General features: G+C 64.3%; 15 protein-coding genes. 6 read left to right on the top strand and 9 right to left on the bottom strand.

The genetic code is table 11. From position 1 onward, the window contains the following. Positions 1 to 222: 222 nt before the first annotated feature. On the top strand, positions 223 to 1,224 hold the full coding sequence (locus ABGX75_RS09085) for a glutathione S-transferase family protein (RefSeq protein WP_347410568.1): 1,002 nt from the start codon (positions 223 to 225) through the stop codon (positions 1,222 to 1,224). Between the two features lie 27 nt (positions 1,225 to 1,251). On the opposite strand, the gene ABGX75_RS09090 is transcribed toward ABGX75_RS09085, so the two are convergent. Next, positions 1,252 to 1,713 (bottom strand): YaiI/YqxD family protein, encoded by a 462-nt coding sequence (locus ABGX75_RS09090; RefSeq protein WP_011506440.1) that lies wholly within the window; start codon positions 1,711 to 1,713, stop codon positions 1,252 to 1,254. 395 nt (positions 1,714 to 2,108) lie between these two features. Between ABGX75_RS09090 and ABGX75_RS09095 the strand changes: the two genes are divergently transcribed. Further along, the gene (locus ABGX75_RS09095) at positions 2,109 to 3,815 is read left to right on the top strand and encodes a DEAD/DEAH box helicase (protein ID WP_011506441.1); all 1,707 of its coding nucleotides are present in this window, start codon (positions 2,109 to 2,111) and stop codon (positions 3,813 to 3,815) included. A gap of 131 nt (positions 3,816 to 3,946) precedes the next feature. Here ABGX75_RS09095 and ABGX75_RS09100 read toward each other — a convergent pair whose 3' ends face one another. Then, positions 3,947 to 5,524 (bottom strand): aldehyde dehydrogenase (NADP(+)), encoded by a 1,578-nt coding sequence (locus tag ABGX75_RS09100; protein WP_035410740.1) that lies wholly within the window; start codon positions 5,522 to 5,524, stop codon positions 3,947 to 3,949. A gap of 195 nt (positions 5,525 to 5,719) precedes the next feature. Then, positions 5,720 to 6,886, bottom strand: coding sequence for a fumarylacetoacetate hydrolase family protein (locus ABGX75_RS09105; protein ID WP_035410736.1), 1,167 nt, complete (start codon positions 6,884 to 6,886; stop codon positions 5,720 to 5,722). Positions 6,887 to 7,252: 366 nt separating this feature from the next. Between ABGX75_RS09105 and ABGX75_RS09110 the strand changes: the two genes are divergently transcribed. After that, complete coding sequence (locus ABGX75_RS09110; protein ID WP_128690299.1) at positions 7,253 to 8,998, top strand: IlvD/Edd family dehydratase; 1,746 nt, start codon at positions 7,253 to 7,255, stop codon at positions 8,996 to 8,998. Positions 8,999 to 9,110: 112 nt separating this feature from the next. Here the strand turns inward: ABGX75_RS09110 and ABGX75_RS09115 are convergent, their stop codons facing one another. Then, complete coding sequence (locus ABGX75_RS09115) at positions 9,111 to 10,682, bottom strand: glycoside hydrolase family 43 protein (RefSeq protein WP_347410569.1); 1,572 nt, start codon at positions 10,680 to 10,682, stop codon at positions 9,111 to 9,113. Between the two features lie 34 nt (positions 10,683 to 10,716). After that, on the bottom strand, positions 10,717 to 12,123 hold the full coding sequence (locus tag ABGX75_RS09120; RefSeq protein WP_347410570.1) for an MFS transporter: 1,407 nt from the start codon (positions 12,121 to 12,123) through the stop codon (positions 10,717 to 10,719). Between the two features lie 521 nt (positions 12,124 to 12,644). On the opposite strand from ABGX75_RS09120, the gene ABGX75_RS09125 reads away from it, so the two are divergent. Beyond that, positions 12,645 to 14,447, top strand: coding sequence for an IlvD/Edd family dehydratase (locus tag ABGX75_RS09125; RefSeq protein WP_011506447.1), 1,803 nt, complete (start codon positions 12,645 to 12,647; stop codon positions 14,445 to 14,447). 86 nt (positions 14,448 to 14,533) lie between these two features. Here the strand turns inward: ABGX75_RS09125 and ABGX75_RS09130 are convergent, their stop codons facing one another. Both ABGX75_RS09130 and argE read right to left on the bottom strand, forming a co-directional pair. Beyond that, positions 14,534 to 15,301 carry an FCD domain-containing protein gene (locus ABGX75_RS09130; protein WP_035410729.1) on the bottom strand — a complete coding sequence of 256 codons (768 nt, stop codon included), beginning with the start codon at positions 15,299 to 15,301 and terminating at the stop codon, positions 14,534 to 14,536. 98 nt (positions 15,302 to 15,399) lie between these two features. Next, positions 15,400 to 16,560: an acetylornithine deacetylase gene (gene argE / locus ABGX75_RS09135; RefSeq protein WP_347410571.1), complete on the bottom strand. Its 1,161-nt coding sequence runs from the start codon at positions 16,558 to 16,560 to the stop codon at positions 15,400 to 15,402. A gap of 113 nt (positions 16,561 to 16,673) precedes the next feature. Here argE and wrbA point away from each other — a divergent pair, with 113 nt between their 5' ends. Then, positions 16,674 to 17,279: an NAD(P)H:quinone oxidoreductase gene (gene wrbA, locus ABGX75_RS09140; RefSeq protein ID WP_035410723.1), complete on the top strand. Its 606-nt coding sequence runs from the start codon at positions 16,674 to 16,676 to the stop codon at positions 17,277 to 17,279. Positions 17,280 to 17,422: 143 nt separating this feature from the next. Continuing rightward, positions 17,423 to 17,911, top strand: a complete 489-nt coding sequence (locus tag ABGX75_RS09145) for a hypothetical protein (protein WP_347410572.1) — start codon at positions 17,423 to 17,425, stop codon at positions 17,909 to 17,911. Positions 17,912 to 17,967: 56 nt separating this feature from the next. Here ABGX75_RS09145 and ABGX75_RS09150 read toward each other — a convergent pair whose 3' ends face one another. Continuing rightward, positions 17,968 to 21,273 (bottom strand): AAA family ATPase, encoded by a 3,306-nt coding sequence (locus ABGX75_RS09150; RefSeq protein WP_347410573.1) that lies wholly within the window; start codon positions 21,271 to 21,273, stop codon positions 17,968 to 17,970. After that, the gene (locus tag ABGX75_RS09155) at positions 21,270 to 22,526 is read right to left on the bottom strand and encodes an exonuclease SbcCD subunit D C-terminal domain-containing protein (protein ID WP_347410574.1); all 1,257 of its coding nucleotides are present in this window, start codon (positions 22,524 to 22,526) and stop codon (positions 21,270 to 21,272) included. The genes ABGX75_RS09150 and ABGX75_RS09155 overlap by 4 nt, the downstream gene beginning before the upstream one ends. Positions 22,527 to 22,616 lie beyond the last annotated feature (90 nt).

Genomic DNA, 22,616 nt, shown 5'->3' on the forward strand with positions numbered 1-22,616 from the left:
CCATCGGTTACGGACTGCCGGACTTCGCAGAGGAACTCAACTACGGAGTCGATCTATCAACCATCTGAGGGTGGTATCAGATTGATGGGGTGAAGGTGCCCCATCAACCATTAAATCCGTATACCCGTTTTATGCTGAGCGCTGTCGAGAGTGGTCGTGCGTCGCCCACTCGTTTTCCGATGACGCATTCATTGCGTTCCGAACCGAGAGGGAGCACATGGCATGGGACTGTTGATCGACGGTCGCTGGCACGATCAGTGGTACGACACCAAGAAGCACGGCGGCGAGTTCGTGCGCGAGTCGGCCAAGCTGCGCGATTGGGTCACGGCGGACGGGTCGCCGGGGCCGGAAGGGCAGCCGGGGCTGGTTGCCGAACCGGGGCGTTTTCATCTCTACGTCTCGCTGGCTTGCCCCTGGGCGCATCGCACCTTGATCATGCGCAAGCTCAAGGGGCTGGAGGACATGATCGGCGTGTCGCATACCAGCCCGTTGATGCTGGCCAACGGCTGGACGTATGCCACCGATGAAGGCTCCAGCGGCGACCCGCTCAATGGCGTCGATTACCACCACCAGCTGTATACGCTGACCGATCCGCAGTATACCGGTCGGGTCACGGTGCCGGCGCTGTGGGATCGCCGGACCGGACGCATCGTCAACAACGAGTCCGCCGAGCTGGTGCGCATGCTGGGCAGCGCCTTCGATGACCTGACCGGCAATCGCCTGGATTTCTACCCCGAGGATCTGCGCGAGACCATCGATGCCGTCAATGCCGATGTCTACGATCACGTCAACAACGGCGTCTACAAGGCCGGCTTCGCAACGGATCAGAAAGTCTACGACAAGCACGTCGCGGCCCTGTTCGCGGCTCTCGACCGGCTCGAGACGCGTCTCGAGGCAGGCCGCTATCTCGCCGGGGAGTGGCTCACCGAGGCGGACATTCGACTCTTCACCACGCTGGTGCGCTTCGATGCCGTCTATCACGGACACTTCAAGTGCAATCTGCGGCGTATCGAGGACTACCCCAATCTGTCGAATTATCTGCGCGAGCTGTACCAGTGGCCGGGCATCGCCGAGACCGTGAGCTTCGATCACATCAAGCGCCACTATTATTACAGCCACGACACCATCAATCCGACGCGCATCGTCCCCCAGGGGCCGGTACTCGATCTCATGCGACCGCATGATCGCGAGCGCTTGCCCGGTCGAGGCATTCGCGGCGCCTGAGGCGCGGCTGTCCATCCCGGGGCGCTGTCAGTCGCCGCGTGCCCGGGCGCGTGTCAGCCAGCGGTCGAGTGCATTGGCGAAGGTGCGGCGTTCGACATCGCCGTAGGGCTTGGGGCCGCCGGTATGCTCGCCGCTGGCGCGCAGTGTCTCCATGAAGTCGCGCATCTGGACCTGGGCGCGGATCCCGTCGCGGGTCAGCGCTTCGCCGCGGTTGGTGATGACGTCTGCGCCACGGCCCAGGGCGGCTTCCGCCAGTGGCAGGTCGGCAGTAACGACCAGGTCGCCCGCGGCCACCCGATCGACGATCGCATCGTCGGCGGCGTCGAAGCCCCCGGGTACGGCCAGCGCGCTGACCCAGGCCGAGGGTGGCAGGGGCAGGCGATGGTTGGCCACGAAATGCGTCGGGGTCCGGGTGCGTTCGGCGGCACGCACGATGACTTCGCGGGCATGGCGCGGACAGGCGTCGGCGTCGATCCACAGCGTCGGCATAGATAGAGGCTTCCTCGGGAGTCGTCGGGTTCGATGAACGAATTAATTTGGGCAAAGCCATTGGTCAATGGTAGTATGCCACCTCCTCGCATGTGTTGACCCCTCCATCCTGTATTCGTCCCTGTGCGATGTGCCTTCCACCGAGTGTGGATTGGACCAAAAGGACGTTTCTGCGCAAGGCGCATTGCCCGCTCGCTTCGAGCCGGCCGTGAGAGCGCTTGCCGCATCGATGGCGCGCCAAGACGCGTAAGGTCGCCACAGCTGCCGCTCATGCGGCAGGACGCAGGTGCTGCGACCGGCGCCTTTTGTTTCGATGCCCCAGGCCAAGCGGCCGATGGGCGATGAAGGCGCCTTGAATTTTTCCGCCGGTTCGCGCCGGCTATCCAAGGTGTGACATGACCACGACTCCCGTTGCCTCGCCGACTTTCGCCGAGCTTTCGCTGCCGTCTACCATTCTTTCGACGCTTGAAACCCTAGGCTATGAGACGCCTTCGCTGATTCAGGCCAAAACCATCCCCGCATTGCTCGAAGGCCGCGATGTGCTGGGACAAGCCCAGACCGGTACCGGCAAGACCGCCGCCTTTGCCTTGCCGCTGCTGTCGCGTCTCGACCTTCAGCGCCGCGAGCCGCAGGTGCTGGTACTGGCGCCGACGCGCGAGCTGGCCCAGCAGGTGGCCGCTTCCTTCGTCCAATACGGTCGCGGCGTCAAGGGCCTCGAAGTGCTCAGCCTTTGCGGCGGCCAGGAATATCGCGAACAGCTCAGCGGGCTGCGCCGTGGCGCTCAGGTGATCGTCGGCACGCCCGGACGCGTGATCGACCACCTCGACCGTGGCAGCCTCAAGCTCGACGGACTCAATGCGCTGGTGCTCGACGAAGCCGACGAAATGCTGCGCATGGGCTTCATCGATGACGTCAAGCGCGTGGTCTCCGACACGCCGAAGGATGCGCAGCGCGTGTTCTTCTCGGCCACGCTGCCCGATGAAATCTCGCGCATCGTCAACCATTACCTGGTCGACCCGCTGCGGATCGCCATCGAAACCAAGACCAAGACCGCCGAAGGCATCGAGCAACGCCTGGTGCGCATCGAGGGCGGGGCCAAGCTGGAAGCGTTGTCGCGTCTGCTCGAGGTCGAGCCGGTGGATGCCGCGATCGTCTTCGTGCGTACACGGGCGGCGTGCACCACCCTGGTCGAGCAACTGTTGCTGCGCGGCGTGAATGCGGCGGCACTGTCCGGGGACCTGGACCAGAGCCTGCGCGAACGCACCGTCGAGCGCCTCAAGCGCGGCAAGGTCGACGTCCTGATCGCCACCGATGTCGCCGCGCGCGGCCTCGACGTGCCGCGTATCACCCACGTCTTCAACTATGACCTGCCCCAGGACGCCGAAGCCTACACGCACCGCATCGGGCGTACCGGCCGTGCCGGGCGTACGGGCGTGGCGATCACCTTCGCCGGCGGTCGCGAGCAGCGTCGCGTACGTGACATGGAGCGCGTGACCGGTCAGCAGATGCAGGAAGTCGAGCTGCCGGACGAAGACGCGATTCGTGCCCATCGTAACGAGCTGTTCCGCAAGCGTGTACTGGATACGCTCGCTCGTGGCAGCGACTATCAGCGCGAGTTGATCGACGGCCTGGTGGATGACGGTTACGACCCGGTCGACCTGGCCTGCGCCATGGCCAGCATGGCGCGTTCCGGCGAAGCGCCCATCGGTCGCTTGCCCAAGCCCGGCGAACGCCGCTCGCGTCAGAGCAGCGGCCGCGACGACAAGCCCAACCGTCGCGATCGCGGGCCCAGTGCCGGCATGACGCGTTATCGCGTGTCGGTGGGTCACAAGGATGGCGTCAAGCCCGGCCAACTGGTCGGGGCGCTGGCCAACGAGGGTGGCATCGACGGCGGCAAGATCGGGCGGATCGACATCCGCAACGCCTTCTCCGTGGTCGAGCTGCCGAATACGCTGCCGGCAGCCGTCCTGTCGCGCATCGCGCAGGCACGCGTGGCGGGTCGTCCGCTGGAGATCGCCGAGGACCATGGTGCGCCGGAGCGCGCGCCCCGTCGGCGCCGTGAAGACGGCGACAGCACGCCGCGCCGTCGCTCGCAGGCATAACCGGGCCGTTCGCGGCCGATGTCGCTTGCCGGTCTCTCGGCAAGCGACCAAGAAAAACGCCCCATGGCCATGCCATGGGGCGTTTTCGTTTGAACGGGGCGTGTCATGCCACGCCCCGGCATGTTGCGTTATCAGCTTTCGCGCTTGCCATCCACCAGGCGCTTGAGTCCCAGGCTGTTGGCTTCCTTGAGCGCTTCGGGCAACAAGGCATCCGACAGGTTCTGGTAGCACACCGGGCGCAGGAAGCGATAGATGGCGGCGCTGCCCACGGAGGTGGTGCGCGAGTCGGACGTGGACGGGAAGGGGCCGCCGTGCACCATGGCATGGCAGACTTCGACGCCGGTGGGCCAACCGTTGGCCATGATGCGACCGGCCTTGCGCTCAAGCACCGGCAGCAGCTTCGCCGCGTCCTGCGTATCGCCTTCATCCATCTGCAGGGTCGCGGTCAACTGGCCTTCGAGGGCCTCGGCCACACGCTTCATTTCATCGAGATCGTTGCAGACCACGACCAGAGACGAGGCACCGAAGACTTCCTCCTGGAGCGACTCGTCGGCCAGCACGTCGGCGCCCTGCGTGGTGAAGAGCCCCGCCTGGCACTGGTTCTCGCCGTCGCCGGTCAGGCCGCGGCTCACTTCGTTGACCTTGGGGTTGCCGGCCAGCTTGGCGACACTCTGCTCATAGGCCGCATGGATGCCCGGTGTCAGCATGGTGTTGGCGGGCACTTCCTTGAGGGCCTTGCCGGCTTCCTCGATGAAGTTGTCCAGCGCGTCGCTCTTGAGGCCGAGCACCAGCCCCGGGTTGGTGCAGAACTGACCCGCGCCCATGGACAGGGAGCCCACGAACGACTGCGCGAGATCGGTGCCGCGCGCTTCCAGTGCCTTGGGCATCAGGAAGACCGGGTTGATGCTGCTCATCTCGGCGTAGACCGGGATCGGTTCGGGGCGAGACTGTGCCGCCTGCAGCAGCGCCAGGCCACCCTTGCGAGAGCCGGTGAAGCCGACGGCCTTGATGCGGGGATGCTTGACCAGCGCGGTGCCGACGTCGTAACCGGCATCGAAGAGCAGGGAGAACACGCCTTCGGGCATGCCGCACTTCTCGGCGGCGCTCTGGATGGCGCGCGCCACCAGTTCGGACGTACCGGGGTGGGCGGCGTGTGCCTTGACGATCACCGGGCAGCCCGCGGCGAGTGCCGAAGCGGTATCGCCGCCGGCCACGGAGAACGCCAGCGGGAAGTTGCTGGCACCGAAGACCGCGACCGGGCCCAGCGCGATATGACGCTGACGCAGATCGGGACGCGGCAGCGGCGTGCGTTCGGGCAGGGCCGGATCGACGCGTACGTCGAGCCATTCACCGGCACGAACCACGTTGGCGAACAGGCGCAGCTGATTGCAGGTACGCCCGCGTTCGCCTTCGAGGCGCGCGACCGGCAGACCGCTTTCGCTCATCGCACGTTCGATCAGGCCACCACCCAGGTGTTCGATTTCCTCGGCGATGGTTTCCAGGAACTTGGCCCGCGTTTCCAGCGAGGTTTCCCGATACGCGTCGAAGGCGTCCCAGGCGAGCTGACAGGCACGTTCGACCTGCTTGCTATCGGCGCTGAGGAATTCGGGGGGCAGCGTCTCTCCGTTCGAAGGGTCGACGGCTTGGAAGCTGGCGCCGGGGCCGGCTTCGATGGTGTTACCGATAATCTGCTTGCCTTCCAATATCATGGTTGCCTCCTGGCATCGATGGGCATTGCTATGACATGGCGACGCGTGACGCCCGAGTCAAGGGGGGCTTTCGATACGCTCGCCGATGAGGCGTCATCTGGTGACATGATGTCCGCCTCCCGTGTCATGGAGATGAAGCTTGCTTGAGTGTCACGGGCGGGCGCGATGCCCGCCCATGGGTGTCGCGGGCGCCGGTCAAGCGTCGCGACGGCGCATGAGATAGTCGAACAGGGCACCGCTGCCGAATTGCCAGGGCCGAATGCGGTCGCTGGTGTCGACGCGATTGACCAGGGCGCCGAGCGTGGGGGTGGCGATGGTCACCACATCCTCGAGATGGTGAGTGAAGCCGCTGCCCTGCGTATCGCGATCCTGCGTCGGGGCGAAGAGGGTGCCCAGGAACAGCATGAAACCATCCGGATACTGATGGTGGCTGCCGAGCGTCTGGGCGACGAGATCCAGCGGATCGCGGCTGATCTGGTTCATCGAGCTGACCGCCTCCAGCTGGAAACCGTCCTCGCCCTGGACATCGAGGCTGACCTCCAGCGTCCGTACACTGTCGATGTCGAAGTGGTCGTCGAACAGGCGGACGAAAGGTCCGATGGCGCAGGAAGCGTTGTTGTCCTTGGCCTTGCCCAGCAGCAGGGCGCTTCGGCCCTCGACATCGCGCAGGTTGACGTCGTTGCCCAGCGTCGCGCCGCGGACCCGGCCCCGGGAATCCACCGCGAGCACTACTTCGGGTTCGGGGTTGTTCCACTTCGACGCCGGATGAATGCCGATGCGATGGCCCAGGCCGACCGCCGACATGGGCTGGGACTTGGTGAAGACCTCGGCGTCGGGACCGATGCCGACTTCCAGGTATTGCGACCACATGCCGAGTTCCACCAGCTTCGCCTTCAGGGCGTCGGCCTCGGCGGAGCCCGGTGTCAGCTGCGACAGGTCATCGCCAATCAGCGAGGTCACGGTATCGCGCAGCGTGGCGGCCTGCTGGCTGTCGCCACGGGCCTGTTCCTCGATCACTCGCTCCAGCATCGACGCGGCGAAGGTGACGCCGCATGCCTTGATCGCCTGCAGGTCGCAGGGCGCCAGAAGGTGCCAGGTGGCGGGATCGCCTTCTCCCTGGAGCGACGCCTCCAGGCAGTCACTGACCGGCATGATCGGGGCATCCGGTGCCTGGGCGACACGCACCAGGACGTCATCGTACTCCAGCAATGCACTGAAGGTGGGCGCCAACGCACTGATGTCGTGCAGCACGCCGTCGCGTACGGTGACCAGGCGCGGTCCTTGGGCATCGGGATCCCAGAGACGGCCGATCAGGCGATCGTTGCCGGCTTCCTGGGGCAGAAACGGGTGGAATTCGTTCATGAGGGCGCCTTTGGCTTTATCGCATCAGGCCGTAAATGTTGAACATAGGCTGCACATGTTCAACATAGACTTTCGTATACCCGGTGGCGTGCGGCGTGCTGTCGAACGGTGCCGACACGGCCTTCTCGGGCAAGGTGGCCGTCGCCGTCGGCGCTCGAAAAAAATCATGTCAGCAGCGATCTGGCGCCGCTCGTGAGCGTTTCGTATCGGAATGGATCGTCGGGCCTGAAGGACTGGATGGCCACAGGGTGTATCGGGAATAACCATTGGTATATCGGTTTCGGTGTTTTTTGACATTATCAGGTTATTGAAAGAGGCGTTTATGGTGACGGCAACGCTGATGCGACCGTGACTGGAGGAAGACGCATGACCCATAAAAAGCGCCCGCTACGCTCGGCCGAATGGTTCGGCAACGATGACAAGAACGGCTTCATGTACCGCAGCTGGATGAAGAACCAGGGCATTCCCGATCATGAGTTTCGCGGCAAGCCGATCATCGGTATCTGCAACACCTTCTCCGAGCTGACACCGTGCAACGCCCATTTCCGCAAGCTGGCCGAGCACGTCAAGAAGGGGGTGCTCGAAGCCGGCGGCTATCCGGTGGAGTTTCCGGTCTTCTCCAATGGCGAGTCCAATCTGCGTCCCACCGCGATGTTCACGCGCAATCTGGCGAGCATGGATGTCGAGGAAGCCATCCGCGGAAACCCGCTCGACGCCGTGGTGTTGCTGGTGGGGTGCGACAAGACCACGCCGGCTCTGCTGATGGGCGCGGCAAGCTGCGATATCCCCACCATCGTGGTCACCGGCGGTCCGATGCTCAACGGCAAGCACAAGGGGCGTGACATCGGCTCGGGCACGGTCGTCTGGCAGCTCTCCGAGGAGGTCAAGGCCGGCAAGATATCGCTGCATGACTTCATGGCCGCCGAGGCCGGCATGTCGCGCTCCGCCGGCACCTGCAACACCATGGGGACGGCCTCGACCATGGCCTGCATGGCCGAGTCGCTGGGCACCTCGCTGCCGCACAATGCCGCGATTCCTGCCGTCGACTCGCGCCGTTACGTACTGGCGCACCTGTCCGGCAATCGCATCGTCGAGATGGTCGACGAGGACCTCACCCTGTCCAAGGTGCTCACCAAGTCCGCATTCGAGAATGCCATTCGCACCAATGCCGCCATCGGCGGTTCGACCAACGCGGTGATTCACCTCCAGGCCATCGCGGGGCGCATGGGGGTCGATCTCACGCTCGACGACTGGACCCGGGTGGGACGCGGCACCCCGACCATCGTCGATCTGCAGCCCTCCGGCCGTTATCTGATGGAGGAGTTCTATTACGCCGGCGGCCTGCCCGCCGTGCTGCGCCGTCTCGGCGAGGCCGACCGGCTGCCCCACAAGGATGCGTTGACCGTCAACGGCAAGACGCTGTGGGAAAACGTCCAGGACGCGCCGCTCTACAACGATGCCGTGATTCTGCCGCTGGATGCGCCGCTTCGCGAGGATGGCGGGATGTGCGTGATGCGCGGCAATCTCGCGCCCAACGGGGCGGTGCTCAAGCCCTCTGCCGCGACCCCGGCACTGATGAAGCACCGCGGGCGTGCGGTCGTCTTCGAGAACTTCGACGATTACAAGGCGCGTATCAACGACCCGGATCTCGACGTCACCGCCGACGACATTCTGGTGATGAAGAACTGCGGGCCGCGCGGTTACCACGGCATGGCCGAAGTCGGCAACATGGGGCTGCCCGCCAAGCTGCTCGAGCAAGGCGTCACCGACATGGTGCGGATCTCCGATGCGCGCATGAGCGGCACGGCGTATGGCACCGTGGTACTGCACGTGGCGCCGGAAGCCGCGGCGGGCGGGCCGCTGGCCGCGGTTCGCAACGGCGACTGGATCGCGCTCGACGCCTATTCCGGCAAGTTGCACCTGGAGGTCGACGACGCCGAGATCGCCTCACGGCTGGCCGAGGCGGACCCCACCGCCGAGTCGACGCGCATCGCCAGCACCGGCGGATATCGCCAGCTCTACATCGAGCACGTGCTGCAGGCCGACCAGGGCTGCGATTTCGACTTCCTGGTGGGATGTCGCGGTGCGGAAGTCCCCCGTCACTCGCACTGAGCCGAGTGGCGCGGACAGAGCAAGAGGGCGGCCGATCGGTCGCCCTCTTTGCGTATGAGGCAAGAAGACCGGAGCGTGACGAGGCGTCTACGCCTGTTGGAAGACGTCGCGCTTATGGCAGAGGGCGATAGTCAAAGTAGGAGAAGTCCGCGGCTCGGCGCCGGCCACCCAAATCCTGTGCACAGAGTCCCACGAAAGTGCCGGTGAAACGTATGTAATCGGCAGCATCATCGGAAAGATGGCGGATATCGATCACGTCGCCAATGGTGCGCCACGCCTCATCGACTGACGCAACGTGGAACTGCAGCCGTTCGTTGTGGATCGTTGCCATCAAGCGAATCGGGCCTTCCGGGAGTGCGACTCTCTCCGTCAGCAGCTCATCGTATTGGCCATGGCGGGACTCGATGATGCCGAGACATCTTCCCCGTGCCTCATGATGCGTGACATACAAGTAGGCATAATCGGTCGTATCGTAATAGATGATCAGCCCTGCCATCTGTTGAAAATTTTCCGGCGAATACTCGAGTTGGGTTTCGATCTCGACATGGAAGTCGGTCAGTCGTCTTGCCAGCAGGCTTTGGCGATGCATCGACTGCATCGATTCGCCCCCTTTGAGACGCAAGAAACCAGGACGTTCGGAGAGCGATATCCAGTCCTCGCCGAAGGGTCGCCGTAGTGAATTCCAGTAGCCCTTCAGCTCGGGAGAAGAGAATTCATCCCGATCGTTTTCCATCGGCATGGGGTGGGGCGGTAGCTTCGGTGCCTCTACGTTGATGCTGGGGTGAGGACCATCCATGACACGTAGCCATCCGTCCTGGGTCCAGTGACATTTTTGGATGGCCGTTTCGCGTCCGAGAATGCATTTGTCCTCCACGACCGGGCGAGCGCATAGATGGGCCATATACCACTCTCCGTTTTGTGTCTCGACGAGGCTGGCATGCCCTGCCTTCTGCAATTGCCCTGCCTGACCTGGATCGGAAGTCAGGACTGGGTTGTCGGGATCGACTTCGTAGGGCCCCAGCAGGGAAGCTGATCGCGCAACTGTGACGGCGTGAGTGTATCCGGTGCCGCCTTCGGCCGTGATCAGATAATAATATCCGTTGTGCTTGTAGAGGTGAGGCGCTTCCGTGACGCCGAGTCGAGTCCCTTTGAAGATGTTGTGCACGGGCCCCGTCAGAGATTGACTGATCCTGTCGTAACGCTGGAGTGCGATGCCAGCGAAAGCGTTTTCCCCCTGGCGGAAATCCCAGATCATGTTCAGAAGCCAGCTCGAGCCATCATCATCATGAAACAGGGAAGGGTCGAAGCCACTACTGTTCAGATAGACGGGGTCGGACCAGGGCCCTTCGATATTCTCGGCGGTGACGAGATAGTTATGTGTATCCTTGAAAGCGCCTTTTCGGCTTTTGACATCGGTATAGATCAGGTAGAAGACTCCATCGGCATGGCTCAAGCAGGGTGCCCAGACACCGCCCGAGTCGATGTTGCCAACCATGTCGAGCTGAGTAGTTCGCGTCAGCGGATACGTGAGCAACCGCCAATGCACCAGATCTCTGGAATGGTGGATTTGCACGCCGGGAAACCACTCGAACGTGGACACCGCGATATAATAGTCGTCGCCTACGCGTAGCATCGAGGGATCCGGGTGATACCCGGGCAAGACGGGATTGGTAATGATCGCCATATGATCGGCTTCCTTGTTGCCAAGCGGTGTGAACTCAAGCTCTTGCCTTGAGATCCTCGATGATGCTCGGATAGCGTTTATCAAGATCGTAAAAAAGCATGAGTACGATAAGAAGCACGCAAAGCGCGAGCGGCAGATAAATGAACAGCGTCTGGATCGATAGCAAGGCCGTCGCGCTCTGTTCACCACCCCCGCCGACATAACCACCGAACGCCAGTACCCAGCCAATGAGGGCCGTACCCAGGCCGCTGCCGATCTTGATGCCCATGCTGCCGCCGCTATACACCATGCCCTCGTTGCGGATGCCGGTCTTCCATTCGCCGTACTCGATGGTATCGCCGAGGATGGCAAACATGCTGCCATTGATGGGTGCCTTGCCGATGCCTCGAATAATGGTGCCGGCGATGATTAGCGTTACATTGCTGAGATCGATCAACATCACGAGATATCCGAAAATGGTGATCAACTCGCCGACGATGATGGCGTTACGTTTACCGTAACGCTTGGTTAGCGGAGCCACGCAGGCCATCCCCACGAGGATGAAGGCGATATAGGCCGTGGTGACGATTCCCACCATCCAGGTATCGTCCAGAATGTATTCCGCGTAATAGACCACGGCACCGGAGTTGAGCGCGTTGAAGATATAGGTCATCAGGATGAAAGAGGTCGCCAGCGCCCAATACCGGTTCTTGCATAGTGTCAGCAGGCTTTCCTTGAGTGAGACGGTAGAATCCCGTTGGCGTTGACTGGCAGGTTTGACGCGCTCGCGTGTCGTCTTGAAGGTAAAGATGAAAAGCGCAGTACCGATCGATCCAAAAATCATGAAGGTCACGACCCACCCGAATTGTCCTCCGCCGAGCAATGTCGCGACAGGTAGCGTCAGATTGCTGACCAGCAAGACCCCCACGAGGGCCAGACTCATGCGGTAGACGTTCAGCAACGAACGTTGATATTGATCCTGGGTGATCAGCGAGTTCATCGTCCCGTAGGGAACGTTGAGCCCTGTATATACGAGACATACCACGTTGTAGGTCACGGCAATGTAGACCATTTGCCAGAAGGGAGAAACGTCGGGTACGGCAAAGAGCATGACCGCTGACAGCGCGAAGGGAACTGCCAGCCACAACAGCCAGGGTCTCGCCTTGCCATGCCGAGAGCGTGTCTTGTCGATGACATATCCCATGGCGATGTCCGAGACGCCGTCGAACACCCGTGAAAACAGCATGATCGAACCGATGATGCCGGCGGCGACACCGATGACATCCGTGTAGTAATACACGATGAAGATGCTCATTGCCTGCCAGATGAAATTGCTTGCCAGATCGCCACAGCCATAGCCGATCTTTTCGAGAAGGCCGATCTTTTCGGCTGATGTCGCTGGAGAAGCGGTAGACGCTGCGTGCTCGCCAGGAACGGTTGAAGTCTGTGAGCTTGCCGACATGGTGGACCTCGTTGTCATGGAAGAGGCGCATGGACCTCGAGTTGTCTTAAGACGCCATGGCGTCATGCCTAACGACTACCTGCGTATCCATTCAGGAGGGGGAAAGGTCTTTAGTTTTGAGTTTTAACTAAGTTGATGTTTGTGGATTAAGAAGACGGTTGCCATTATACGTTGGTCATAAAATCGTAACTAATTGAAACAAAGCCAATGTAATCGTGGTCTGACACGTTCCAGCCAGCGCCGTCATGCGTGGGAATACGGAAACGCTTTGAACCAAGTGATGGCGAGCAAGGTGATGGAGACGGGTGTGGAACCCGTAGGGGACGAAGGCATCAGCCTGGCCCCGGGACCTGGCAGGCTGTTCCAGGGCCACCGGGGGCAGTGAGGCTTGTCGTGACGCGCCTGTATGTTGAACATATCATCCTTTTGTTCAACATACAGGCCGTCTGCTATGAATTACGCTGACAGCAAGGCATGGCCTTTTTTCGAAAACGAGTGTCATTGAGCAAAGGCGTCAGATCATGAACGATCACAAGATCACCCCCGACCAGTTGCGCTCGCGCTGGTGGTTCGACAACCCCGAGCATCCGGGAACCACCGCGCTGTGCATCGAACGCTACATGAACTACGGCCTGACCTTGGAAGAGCTCAAGAGCGGCAAGCCGATCATCGGCATTGCCCAGTCGGGCTCCGACTTGACGCCTTGCAACCGTCATCACATCGAGCTGGTGAAGCGCGTCAAGGACGGTATCCGTGCGGCGGGGGGCGTGCCGTTCGAGTTTCCGCTGCACCCGATTCACGAGAACGTGCGTCGACCCACCGCGGCGCTGGATCGCAACCTGGCGTACCTGGGGCTGGTGGAAGTGCTGCATGGCTACCCGCTCGATGGCGTGGTATTGACCACCGGCTGCGACAAGACCACGCCGGCGTGCTTGATGGCCGCCGCGACCGTCAACATCCCGGCGATCGTGCTCTCCGGTGGACCGATGCTCAACGGCTGGCGCGGCAGTCAGGAACGCGTGGGCTCGGGCACCATCATCTGGGAGCTGCGCAAGCGTCTCGCGGCGGGCGATATCGACTACGAGGAATTCCTGTCCCGGGCCACCGACTCGGCGCCTTCCATCGGTCACTGCAATACCATGGGCACCGCGTCGACGATGAACTCCATGGCCGAGGCGCTGGGCATGAGCCTGCCCGGCTCGGCGATGATCCCGGCGCCTTACAAGGAGCGCTCGATGGTCGCCTATCAGACCGGGACGCGCATCGTCGACATGGTGTGGGAAGATCTGCGCCCGCTGGACATCCTCACGCGTGAGGCGTGCGAGAACGCTATCGTGGTGTGTTCGGCGCTGGGCGGTTCCTCCAACGCGCCGGTGCACATCAACGCCATCGCCCGTCATGCCGGCGTCGAGTTGACCAACGACGACTGGCAACGGCTGGGCCATGACGTGCCGCTGCTGGCCAATGTCATGCCCGCGGGTGCGTATCTGTCGGAGGAATTCCACCGTGCCGGTGGCGTTCCCGCGGTACTCAGCGAGCTGCTCAAGGCGGGGCGCGTGCATGGCGACGTGCCGACGGTCAACGGCAGGACGCTGGCGGAGAACGTCGCCGGGCGTGAAACCCTGGACGACGACATCATCCGCCGCTACGACAATCCCCTGGTCGAGGCTGCCGGCTTCATCAACCTCAAGGGCAACCTGTTCGACTCGGCGTTGATGAAGACCAGCGTGATCGCCAGCGACTTCCGGCAGCGTTTCCTGAGCCGTGCCGAGGATCCCGATGCCTTCGAAGGGCGGGTCGTGGTGTTCGACGGCTCCGAGGACTACCACGCACGGATCGACGATCCGGCCCTCGAGGTCGACGAGAACACCATTCTGGTGATGCGCGGGGCCGGCCCCGTGGGGCACCCCGGCAGCGCCGAGGTCGTCAACATGCAGCCGCCGGAAGCCTTGATCAAGCAGGGGATCGAATCGCTGCCGTGTCTCGGCGACGGGCGCCAGTCGGGTACCTCGGGCTCGCCGTCGATTCTCAACGCCGCGCCGGAAGCTGCCGTGGGCGGTGGCCTGGCGTTGCTGGAAACGGGCGATCGGGTGCGTATCGATCTCAAGCGCGGGGAGGCCAATCTGCTCGTCGACGACGCCGAATTGTCCCGTCGTCGCCAGGCGCTGGCATCGCGCGGCGGGTACATTTATCCGGTGGATCAAACGCCCTGGCAGGAAATCCAGCGCGGCATGGTCGAGCAGCTCGATCGCGGCATGACCCTGGGCCCGGCGACCAAGTATCGGGATGTCGCACGTCAGAGTCCGCCCCGGGACAATCACTGAGCGGCAGGCCGCTAAACCGACACGGGCTTCGCATGGCGAAGCCCGTTTTGCATCTGGTACCCGAACGCGTGCTGTCGCGGCCGGCGTCAGGTCGGCGAGAGCAGCTCGGCGTTATGCCCGAGCGGTGTCTCGGGGATTTCCAGTCCCAGTGCGCTGGCGGTGCCGGCGAGCACGGCCTGGGCGGCCAGGAATGCCTCGTGGGGGCGGCGTGCGCGAATGCTTTCCATCAGCAGGCGGTGGCGCTCCAGACTCTGGGCGGGGTCGCTGGCACTGACGTTCGAGGTTTCGATCAGCAGCAGGATCGACGGCCGCAGGATATGCGAGAGCTGGGACCACACGATATTGTGCGTGGCCTTGAAGATCGCCACGTGGAAGGCGATGTCGTAATCGCTGTGCAGGCGCCCACTGTCGTTCGACGTGGGGTCGTTCAGGTCGCTGCCCATGCCGTTGAAGGCCTCTTCGATGGCGACCAGGTCGTGCGCCGTGGCACGCTTGGCGGCGGTCATCGCCACGTAGGGCTCGACATCCAGGCGGAAGGCCAGAATCTCGCGCTGCACGCCAGGATTGGGCGCGGCGTAGCGCGTCATCCACTCGGTGACCTGCGCATCGAGGATGTTCCAGTCCGAATATTCCCGGACTTTCGAGCCATGACCGGAAATGCGTTCGATGATCCCGGCATCGACCAGCTGGCGCAGGTCGCTGCGCACCGCCGAGCGATTGAGGGCGAAGCGCTCGCACAGGTCGACTTCGCGCGGCACGAAGTCCCCCGGTTGGTACTCGCCGGAGAAGATCTCCTGGGCCAGCGCCTCGGCGACGCTGGGACGTTTTCGGGATGGGGTCTGCTTACTCTTCACGTGACATCGTTCCGAACCGTTTGGGCCACGCTGGCATATGTCGAACATTTCGACAAGGCGCCGATGGTAGAGGTTCTCGCGATGGCGGTGCCGCGACGTCAGTCGCTACTTGCCAGGCGCTGGCCGAGCGCCGCCATGAAGGCATCCGCCGCCTCGAGTTGCGCCACCTCCAGGTATTCGTCGGGCTGGTGTGCCTGGGCGATGCTGCCGGGGCCGCAAATCACCGTGGGCAGGCCGGCGCGTTGGAATTGCCCCGCTTCGGTGGCATAGGCCACGGCTTCGCTGTCGGTGGCGCCGAGCAGCGACTGGCATAACGTCACCGCCGCCCGGTTGTCGCGGTCGGCCAGGGCGGGCACGGTCTCGGTCAAGTGCTCGGTATGAATGGCGATCTGCGGCGCGCGCGGGCGCAGGTCGTGGATCAATGACTCGGCGTAGTGCTGGAAGCGCTCGAACAGGGCCTCGAAGCCGTCCGTCGGCAGGTGACGGATCTCCCAGTCGAAATGACACTCGCGCGCCATGATGTTGATCGCCGTGCCGCCCTGGATCTTGCCCACATGCAGGCTGGAATGGGGGACGTTGAAGAGCGGGTCGACACGCCCCTCGCTGACCAGTTCCGCCATGATGTCCTCGATGCGGGTCACCAGGCGGGCGGCCACATGGACGGCGGACACCCCCTGGCGCACCTGGCTGGAATGCGCCTCGCGGCCTGTGACCGTGGTGCGCAGGTTGGTGATGCCTTTCTGGGCCACCACCGGTGCCATCAGCGTGGGCTCGCCGACGATGACCGCCGCCGGCGTCGGCGCATCGGCCATCAGACGTTCGATCAGGCGGGGCGCGCCCAGGCAGCCTACTTCCTCGTCGTAGGAAAACGCCAGATAGACGGGCCGTTGCAGATCGCTGGCCTGCCACTGGGGTACCTGTGCCAGTGCGCTGGCGATGAAGCCCTTCATGTCGCAGCTGCCGCGTCCGTAGAGGCGGCCGTCGCCTTTGTCGGTCAGGGTGAAGGGATCGCTGCTCCAGGGCTGGCCATCCACCGGTACCACGTCGGTATGCCCGGACAGCACCACGCCCCCCGCGACCTCGGGGCCGATGCGGGCCAGCAGGTTGGCCTTGCTGCCGTCATCGTTGTCGATGCGGGTAAAGGGCACGTCGTGCTCGGCGAGATAACGTTCGATGAAGGCGATCAGTTCCAGGTTGGAGTGACGCGAGACGGTATCGAAGCCAACCAGGCGTTCGAGCAGGGCAGTGGTGTCGGACACGGCGGCCTCCCGGCGGGGATGTGTTGCGCCAGCCTAGCATGCCCGTGCTTTGACGCCACCAGCGCTTTGCCCCATCTTGAAAGGGTTCATTCACCCAGCGGGAGAGCACTCACGTGAGCAAGGTTCTGGTTCTGTACTATTCCAGTTACGGGCATGTCGAAACACTGGCCAACGCCGTCGCCGAAGGGGCCCGGGGCGTCGCCGGCACCCAGGTGGATCTGTATCGCGTGGCCGAGCTCGTGCCCGACGAGGTGGCCGCCAAGTCGGGCTACAAGGAAGACACCACCGCCGCCGTGCTGGACGATCCCAGCGTGCTGGCCGAGTACGACGCGATTGTCGTCGGTACGCCCACGCGCTTCGGCAACATGGCTTCGCAGATGCGCAATTTCTGGGACAAGACGGGGGGCCTCTGGGCGCAAGGCAAGCTGATCGGCAAGCTGGGTGGCGCCTTCACCTCCACCGCCAGTCAGCATGGCGGACAGGAAACTACGCTGACCTCGATTCATACCACCCTGCTGCATCATGGCATGGCGGTCGTCGGTGTACCTTACTCCTGCCCGGCCCTGACCGAGCTCGATGAGGTCTCCGGCGGGACGCCCTATGGCGCGACGACCATTGCCGGTGGCGACGGCAGCCGCCAACCCAGCGAAAACGAGCTGACCATCGCCCGTTTCCAGGGCCAGCACATCGCCGAAATGGCCGCTAAACTCGCCGGCTGAGCCTCCCGCCTGTCGCCATCGATGCCAGACGCCGTGCCTTGGGCACGGCGTTCTGGTGTAGATGAGGCGTCCGTCGCTTTTGTAAGGGGAACTTAATAGGGCTTAGGCCCCTAGTGGCTGCTTTGATCGTGACAAGGAGACATATGCTCAGTTTTCATACTCGCGCGTTGTGTGAAGCGCTGTTGGGTATTGCGGGGATTTGGCTTCTGGTAAGGACGCTCTCGAACCAGGCCACATCTCTTTATGTTGCCTGGTCCAGCTCTTCTATGGCGCAAGAGGCGGGGGCACCGAATATGCTCGTCATCCAAGGCGTGCACTTTCTCGTCAGTTTACTGCTGGGAGCGGCGCTTATCCTGGCGCGCAAGCCGATCAGTCGATGGTTAGCACCGTACGAGGCCGACTCCTCAGTCTCGTCGGCGACTCTGATAGCCGTGGGCGCCGCCTTGATTGGCATCGGTTACCTTGCGGCGGGTCTGGTCACGCTGGGAACGCACTATGCGAGATTGGAAACGCTGGGCTCCTCCAGTCCCGAAAGTTTCTGGCGCGGTGGTATCTCCATGGGTGTCGGGATCATGCTGTGCGTCAGTTCCCTCGGTATCGGCCGTCTTTGGTCGCGGCTTCGGGCGTTATGACGCTGGGCTGATGAGGGCGGAGGCAGCCGCCTCTATTTCTTGGATACTCGTGCTGCTTAGGTGCTCACCAACCTCGCACGACTGGTGCCGTTGCCCAGCGGTTCGACCTGAATCTGCACCGGGATGCGTTCGTGCATTTCTTGGACGTGGGAGATCACGCCGACGCGGCGGCCCAGGGCTTGCAGGCCGTCGAGCGCCTCCATGGCCAGGGCCAGGGATTGCGGGTCGAGGCTGCCGAACCCTTCATCGATGAACAGCGATTCGATGGTTAGTTCGCCGGAGGCCATGGAGGCCAGTCCCAGCGCCAGGGCCAGCGAGACGAGGAAGGTCTCGCCGCCGGAGAGCGAGTGCACCGAGCGACGCTCGTCGCCCATGTCATGATCGATCACCAGCAGGCCCAGCTCGCTGCCGCCGCGCATCAGGCGGTAGCGGCGACTGAGTCCGTGCAAGTGAGCGTTGGCATGCTCCAGCAACTGCTCCAGGTTGTAGGCCTGGGCGATGCGTCGGAAGACCTTGCCGTCGGCGGAGCCGATCAGCTCGCTGATGCGGCCCCAGCGTCGATATTCGTGGCGTGCTGCCTCGAGCTCGGCCTGGCCGGCCTGCTGTCGCTCGCGGCGACGATCATCGTCGTGCAGGGCGTGGGCAGCGTGATCGCGGGCCGCTTGTGCGGCGTCGTGCCGGGGCGCCAGCTCCTCCCGAGCGTGGTCGAGAGCAAGCCGGCGACGGGCGATCTCCTCCTCGGCGGCATCGCCAAGCAGCGCCGTCTCGTCAGCGTCCTTGGCGACGAGTTCCTGGTCGCGGCGATGGGCGATCAAGGCCTGGCGGCGCTCGGCGAGAGTGGCTTCGGTGCGTTGTCGGGTTCGCTCGGTTTCTTCGAGTTGACGTTCCTGACGCTGGATCTCGTCCTCGGTCTGCGCCAGTAGGCGTTCCAGGAGGGCGTCGCTCAGATCCGGATGCATGGCGCGCCACTCGGCCAGGTCGCGATCGAGGATGCGTTTTTCGTCGCGCAACGCGTCCAGGCGCTCGCTCTCGTGCTGGGCCTGCTGAGCAAGCGTCTGACGATGCTGCTGGGCGTCATGCAGGCGTGTCAGCGCGGCGTCGCGGGCCTGGCGGGCGCTGTCTCGAGCGGCGTCGAGAGACTGCTGCCAGGCATCCGGCGAGGCGTGTTCGCCGAGCAGCCCCGCGAGTTGCGCGGCGCAGGCATCACGTGCTTCGCGCAAGGGCGGCAGACGTTCCGCCAGTTGGGCCAGTTCCTGATCCAGCCCGGTGCGCTGGGTATCGAGCTGGGCGAGCGTCAACTCGCTCTGGCGCAATGCTTCCTCGAGGGGTTCGAGTTCGCGTTCGGCCTGGCTCAGGGTGTGCAGGAGGTGCGCGTGTTGCTGGCGCGTGGCGTCGGCATCCTGGCGTTGACGGACCAGCCAGTCATCGCGTGCCGGCGGCTCGATGGCGGCCAGTTCGGCGCCGAGGGCGTGCGCGTCGAGGGCCCGGTGTGCCGCCTGCCGTCGCTTATCGGCGTCGGCGAGATCCTGACGTTGTTGCGTCAGCGAGGTTTCCAGCGCGCGATAGTGGCCGAGCAGTTCGTCGCGTTGCTGCTGGGCATCGTCCAGTGCCTGCTGGGCCTGGGTGAGCTGGCGTTCTTCTTCCGCTTGCTGGGCCTCGAGCTGGGCGGATTCCGGGCTGGCCGGCGGCGCGTGGCGCCAGGGGTGGTCGAGTCCGCCACAGACCGGGCAAGGCTGACCGTCCTGCAGGTGCTCGCGGAGCCGGGTCACGCTTTCGCTGCGCACCGCGCGGTTGCGTTCGACCATCTCGCGCACCGTGCGGTAATGGCGATCGCAGTCGTCACGACGCTGACGTGCGGCCTGCCCCTGGGTCAGCAGGGTCTCACGGCGTTGGGTATCCGCGTCGAGGCGTTCGGTGAGCGTGCGATGGGCGTCATCGGCGCGCTGGACATCCTGCCAACGGCTGTGCAGCTCGCCCAACGCCAGGTGACGCTGGGCGGCCTGGTCATGTGCCTGCTGAGCGGCCTGGCGGGCATCCGCCACGCGGGCGTGGTCACCCATCGATTGGCGCAGGGTGGCTTGCCAGTCGTCGCGCTGCTGGCGCTGTCGTTGCTGCGTCTCGCGGGCCTGACGGTGCCGCGCGGCCAGTGCTTCCGACTGACGGTGGCGCTCGGCGTGGCGTTGTTCCAGTTCCGCGAGCTGCTGCTCCTGGGTGGCAAGTTGCTGGGTCTGCTCGCGCGCCTGGCGTAGCGTCGGTTCGGCATGCTGACGGGCCGCTTCGGTCTGGGCGAGCGCTTGCTCGGCATCGTCGCGTGCCCGGGTGGCGCCGTGCTGCGCGGTCTCGGCGCGTGCCAGGTCTTCGCGCGTGGCGGCATGTGTTTTCTCGAGCCGGGCGATTTCGTGGGGCAGCTCGGCCTGGCGGGCCAGACGATGACGCTGAGGGGCGATCAGGCGTCGCCATTCGCGATCGGCCCGCTGAGGGGCCAGCGTCTGCCAGTGCGCCTCGGCATCGCGGTATTCGCGTTGACCGTGATCCCGGGCGTCGCGCAGCTTGGTATCCGTGGCATGCCACTGGGCCTGTGCCTCGAGATGCCGGGCCTGGCGTTGCACGGCATCGAGCTCGGCCTGGGTCTGCTGGGCGTGACGTTCCAGCTCGGCACGGGCCTCGCTGTCGGCGGGCAGATCGTCGGCGAGCCTGGTCTCCAGGGCGTCGACGGCGCGTTTCGCGTCGCTGGCACGCCGATAGGCAGCGATCGAAATCGCCGAGTACTCGGCGGTGCCGGTCAGGCGCTCGAGCAGGTCGCTGCGTTCGTTGTCATCGGCCTTGAGAAAGTCGGCGAACTCGCTCTGGGCCAGCAGGACGGCCCGGGTGAATTGCTCGAAGCTCAGCCCCAGCCGCTCGGGCAGCAGGCGGTCGAACTCGCGCTTCTGGGTGGTCAACAGGCGGTCGCTGTCCAGGTCGGTGAGCGACTGCTCGATCTTCTGCAGCTTGCCGTCGGCCTTCTCGCGGGCGCGACGCACGGCCCAGCGGGCGCGGTAGCGGCGGCCGTCGCGGCCCAGGAAATCGACCTCGGCATGGCCGCTGGCGGTACCGCGCCGCAGCAGGGTACGCGGGTCGGCGGTGTTGAGGGTTTCTCCTTCCACGTCAGGCAATGGCGCCTCGCGGCCGGGGGCCTGACGCAGCCGAGGCGTGCCGCCGTAGAGCGCCAGGCACAGGGCGTCGAGCAGGGTACTCTTGCCGGCGCCGGTGGGGCCGGTGATGGCGAACAGCCCGGCATCGCGCAGCGGTGCGGCGGTGAAGTCGAGCTCCAGCGGACCGGGAATCGAGGCCAGATTGGCCAGGCGCAGGGCGAGGATCTTCATGTGGGTGTCTCGTCGTCGTCCATGATGGCCTGACGCAATCGGTCGAAGTCGGCCAGAGTCGCCGTGTCCGGCGCTTCGCCCCAACGGGCTTGCCAGGTGCGTTCGAACAGCTTGCGCGGACCGAGCGAGGCCAGCTCCACCCGGGCCGGGGCATCGTCGGTCGCGACCCGGGGCAGACGTCGTTCCAGACGCAACAGGCGCAAGCTCCTGCCGGCCAGCGCGGCCTCCACGCGAGCACGCAGGTCCGGCATGGGTGCCTCGAGCTCGACGCGCACCTCCAGCCAGGGCCAGCGCTCGCGCGGCAGGTCGGGCGTATCCTCCAGGGCGTCCAGCTCGACGAGCACGTCATCCAGTGGTGCCGGGCCAAGACGGTGCATGGCCACCGGGCGCGGTATGGCCAGCGTTTCCACGCCGGCGAGACGTTCGTTCTCCAGCGTGATCTCGACGACCTGATGAGGGTAGGCCACTTCGCTGAAATCCAGCGGCAAGGGGCTGCCGCTGTAGCGGATGCGCGACTCGCCGACCTGCTGAGCGCGGTGCAAATGGCCCAGTGCCACGTAGGCGATGTCAGCGGGGAACAGCGAGGCCGGGATCGATTCCTCGCCGCCGATGACGATGGGGCGCTCGCTGGCCTCGGAGACGGTGGCGCCGTGCAGGTGGGCGTGACTCATGGCGACGAGCGCCTGGTCGGGAGCGCGGCGCTCGCGGGCGGCGGCGATCAGTTGCCGGTGCACTTGGGTGATGCCGGCGACGTAATCGTGGCGCGCCTCGCATTGGGTGTCGTCGCTGGCCGTGAAAGCGCCGGTGACCTCCGCCGGGCGCAGGAAGGGCAAGGCCAGGCACCAGGCACGTGTCTCGCCACTGGCATCGGTGAGCGGGATCAGCAGGTGCTCGGCGTCGAGCCGGCCGTCGTCGAGCCAGCGCACGCGGCCCAGAGCATGGGTGTTGAGGCGCTGCATCAACGGCGCGGGCAGCTCGATGCGGTTGCCGCTGTCGTGATTGCCGGCGATCATGACGATGGTCAGTTGCGGCAGCCGCTGATGCGCCTCGACGATGAAGTCATAGAGCAGTTCCTGGGCGCGCAGCGAGGGATTGACCACGTCGAAGACGTCCCCCGCGACCAGCAGGGCGTCGGGGCGGCGCGTGTCGAGCGTCGTCAGCAGCCAGTCGAGAAAGGCGCGTTGCTCGACATGGCGCTCCTGACCGTGGAACGTCTGGCCCAGATGCCAGTCCGCAGTGTGGATGAGTTTCACGCAAATCTCCTATACCGGCCCTTCAGTCTACCGGTTGACGCGGGACGGCCCAATGGCCGTGCCAAGGGGCCGGGCCGGGAGGCGTTCAAG

Source organism: Chromohalobacter sp. (assembly GCF_039830575.1).
Lineage (GTDB): Bacteria > Pseudomonadota > Gammaproteobacteria > Pseudomonadales > Halomonadaceae > Chromohalobacter > Chromohalobacter israelensis.

Bases quoted from the DNA above. Each gene is read 5' to 3' on its own strand.
- ABGX75_RS09125 (WP_011506447.1), top strand. From the start codon at position 12,645: ATGAACGATCACAAGATCACCCCCGACCAGTTGCGCTCGCGCTGGTGG.
- ABGX75_RS09085 (WP_347410568.1), top strand. From the start codon at position 223: ATGGGACTGTTGATCGACGGTCGCTGGCACGATCAGTGGTACGACACC.
- ABGX75_RS09115 (WP_347410569.1), bottom strand. From the start codon at position 10,682: ATGGCGATCATTACCAATCCCGTCTTGCCCGGGTATCACCCGGATCCC.
- ABGX75_RS09120 (WP_347410570.1), bottom strand. From the start codon at position 12,123: ATGTCGGCAAGCTCACAGACTTCAACCGTTCCTGGCGAGCACGCAGCG.
- ABGX75_RS09110 (WP_128690299.1), top strand. From the start codon at position 7,253: ATGACCCATAAAAAGCGCCCGCTACGCTCGGCCGAATGGTTCGGCAAC.
- ABGX75_RS09105 (WP_035410736.1), bottom strand. From the start codon at position 6,886: ATGAACGAATTCCACCCGTTTCTGCCCCAGGAAGCCGGCAACGATCGC.
- ABGX75_RS09090 (WP_011506440.1), bottom strand. From the start codon at position 1,713: ATGCCGACGCTGTGGATCGACGCCGACGCCTGTCCGCGCCATGCCCGC.
- ABGX75_RS09145 (WP_347410572.1), top strand. From the start codon at position 17,423: ATGCTCAGTTTTCATACTCGCGCGTTGTGTGAAGCGCTGTTGGGTATT.
- ABGX75_RS09150 (WP_347410573.1), bottom strand. From the start codon at position 21,273: ATGAAGATCCTCGCCCTGCGCCTGGCCAATCTGGCCTCGATTCCCGGT.
- ABGX75_RS09100 (WP_035410740.1), bottom strand. From the start codon at position 5,524: ATGATATTGGAAGGCAAGCAGATTATCGGTAACACCATCGAAGCCGGC.
- ABGX75_RS09095 (WP_011506441.1), top strand. From the start codon at position 2,109: ATGACCACGACTCCCGTTGCCTCGCCGACTTTCGCCGAGCTTTCGCTG.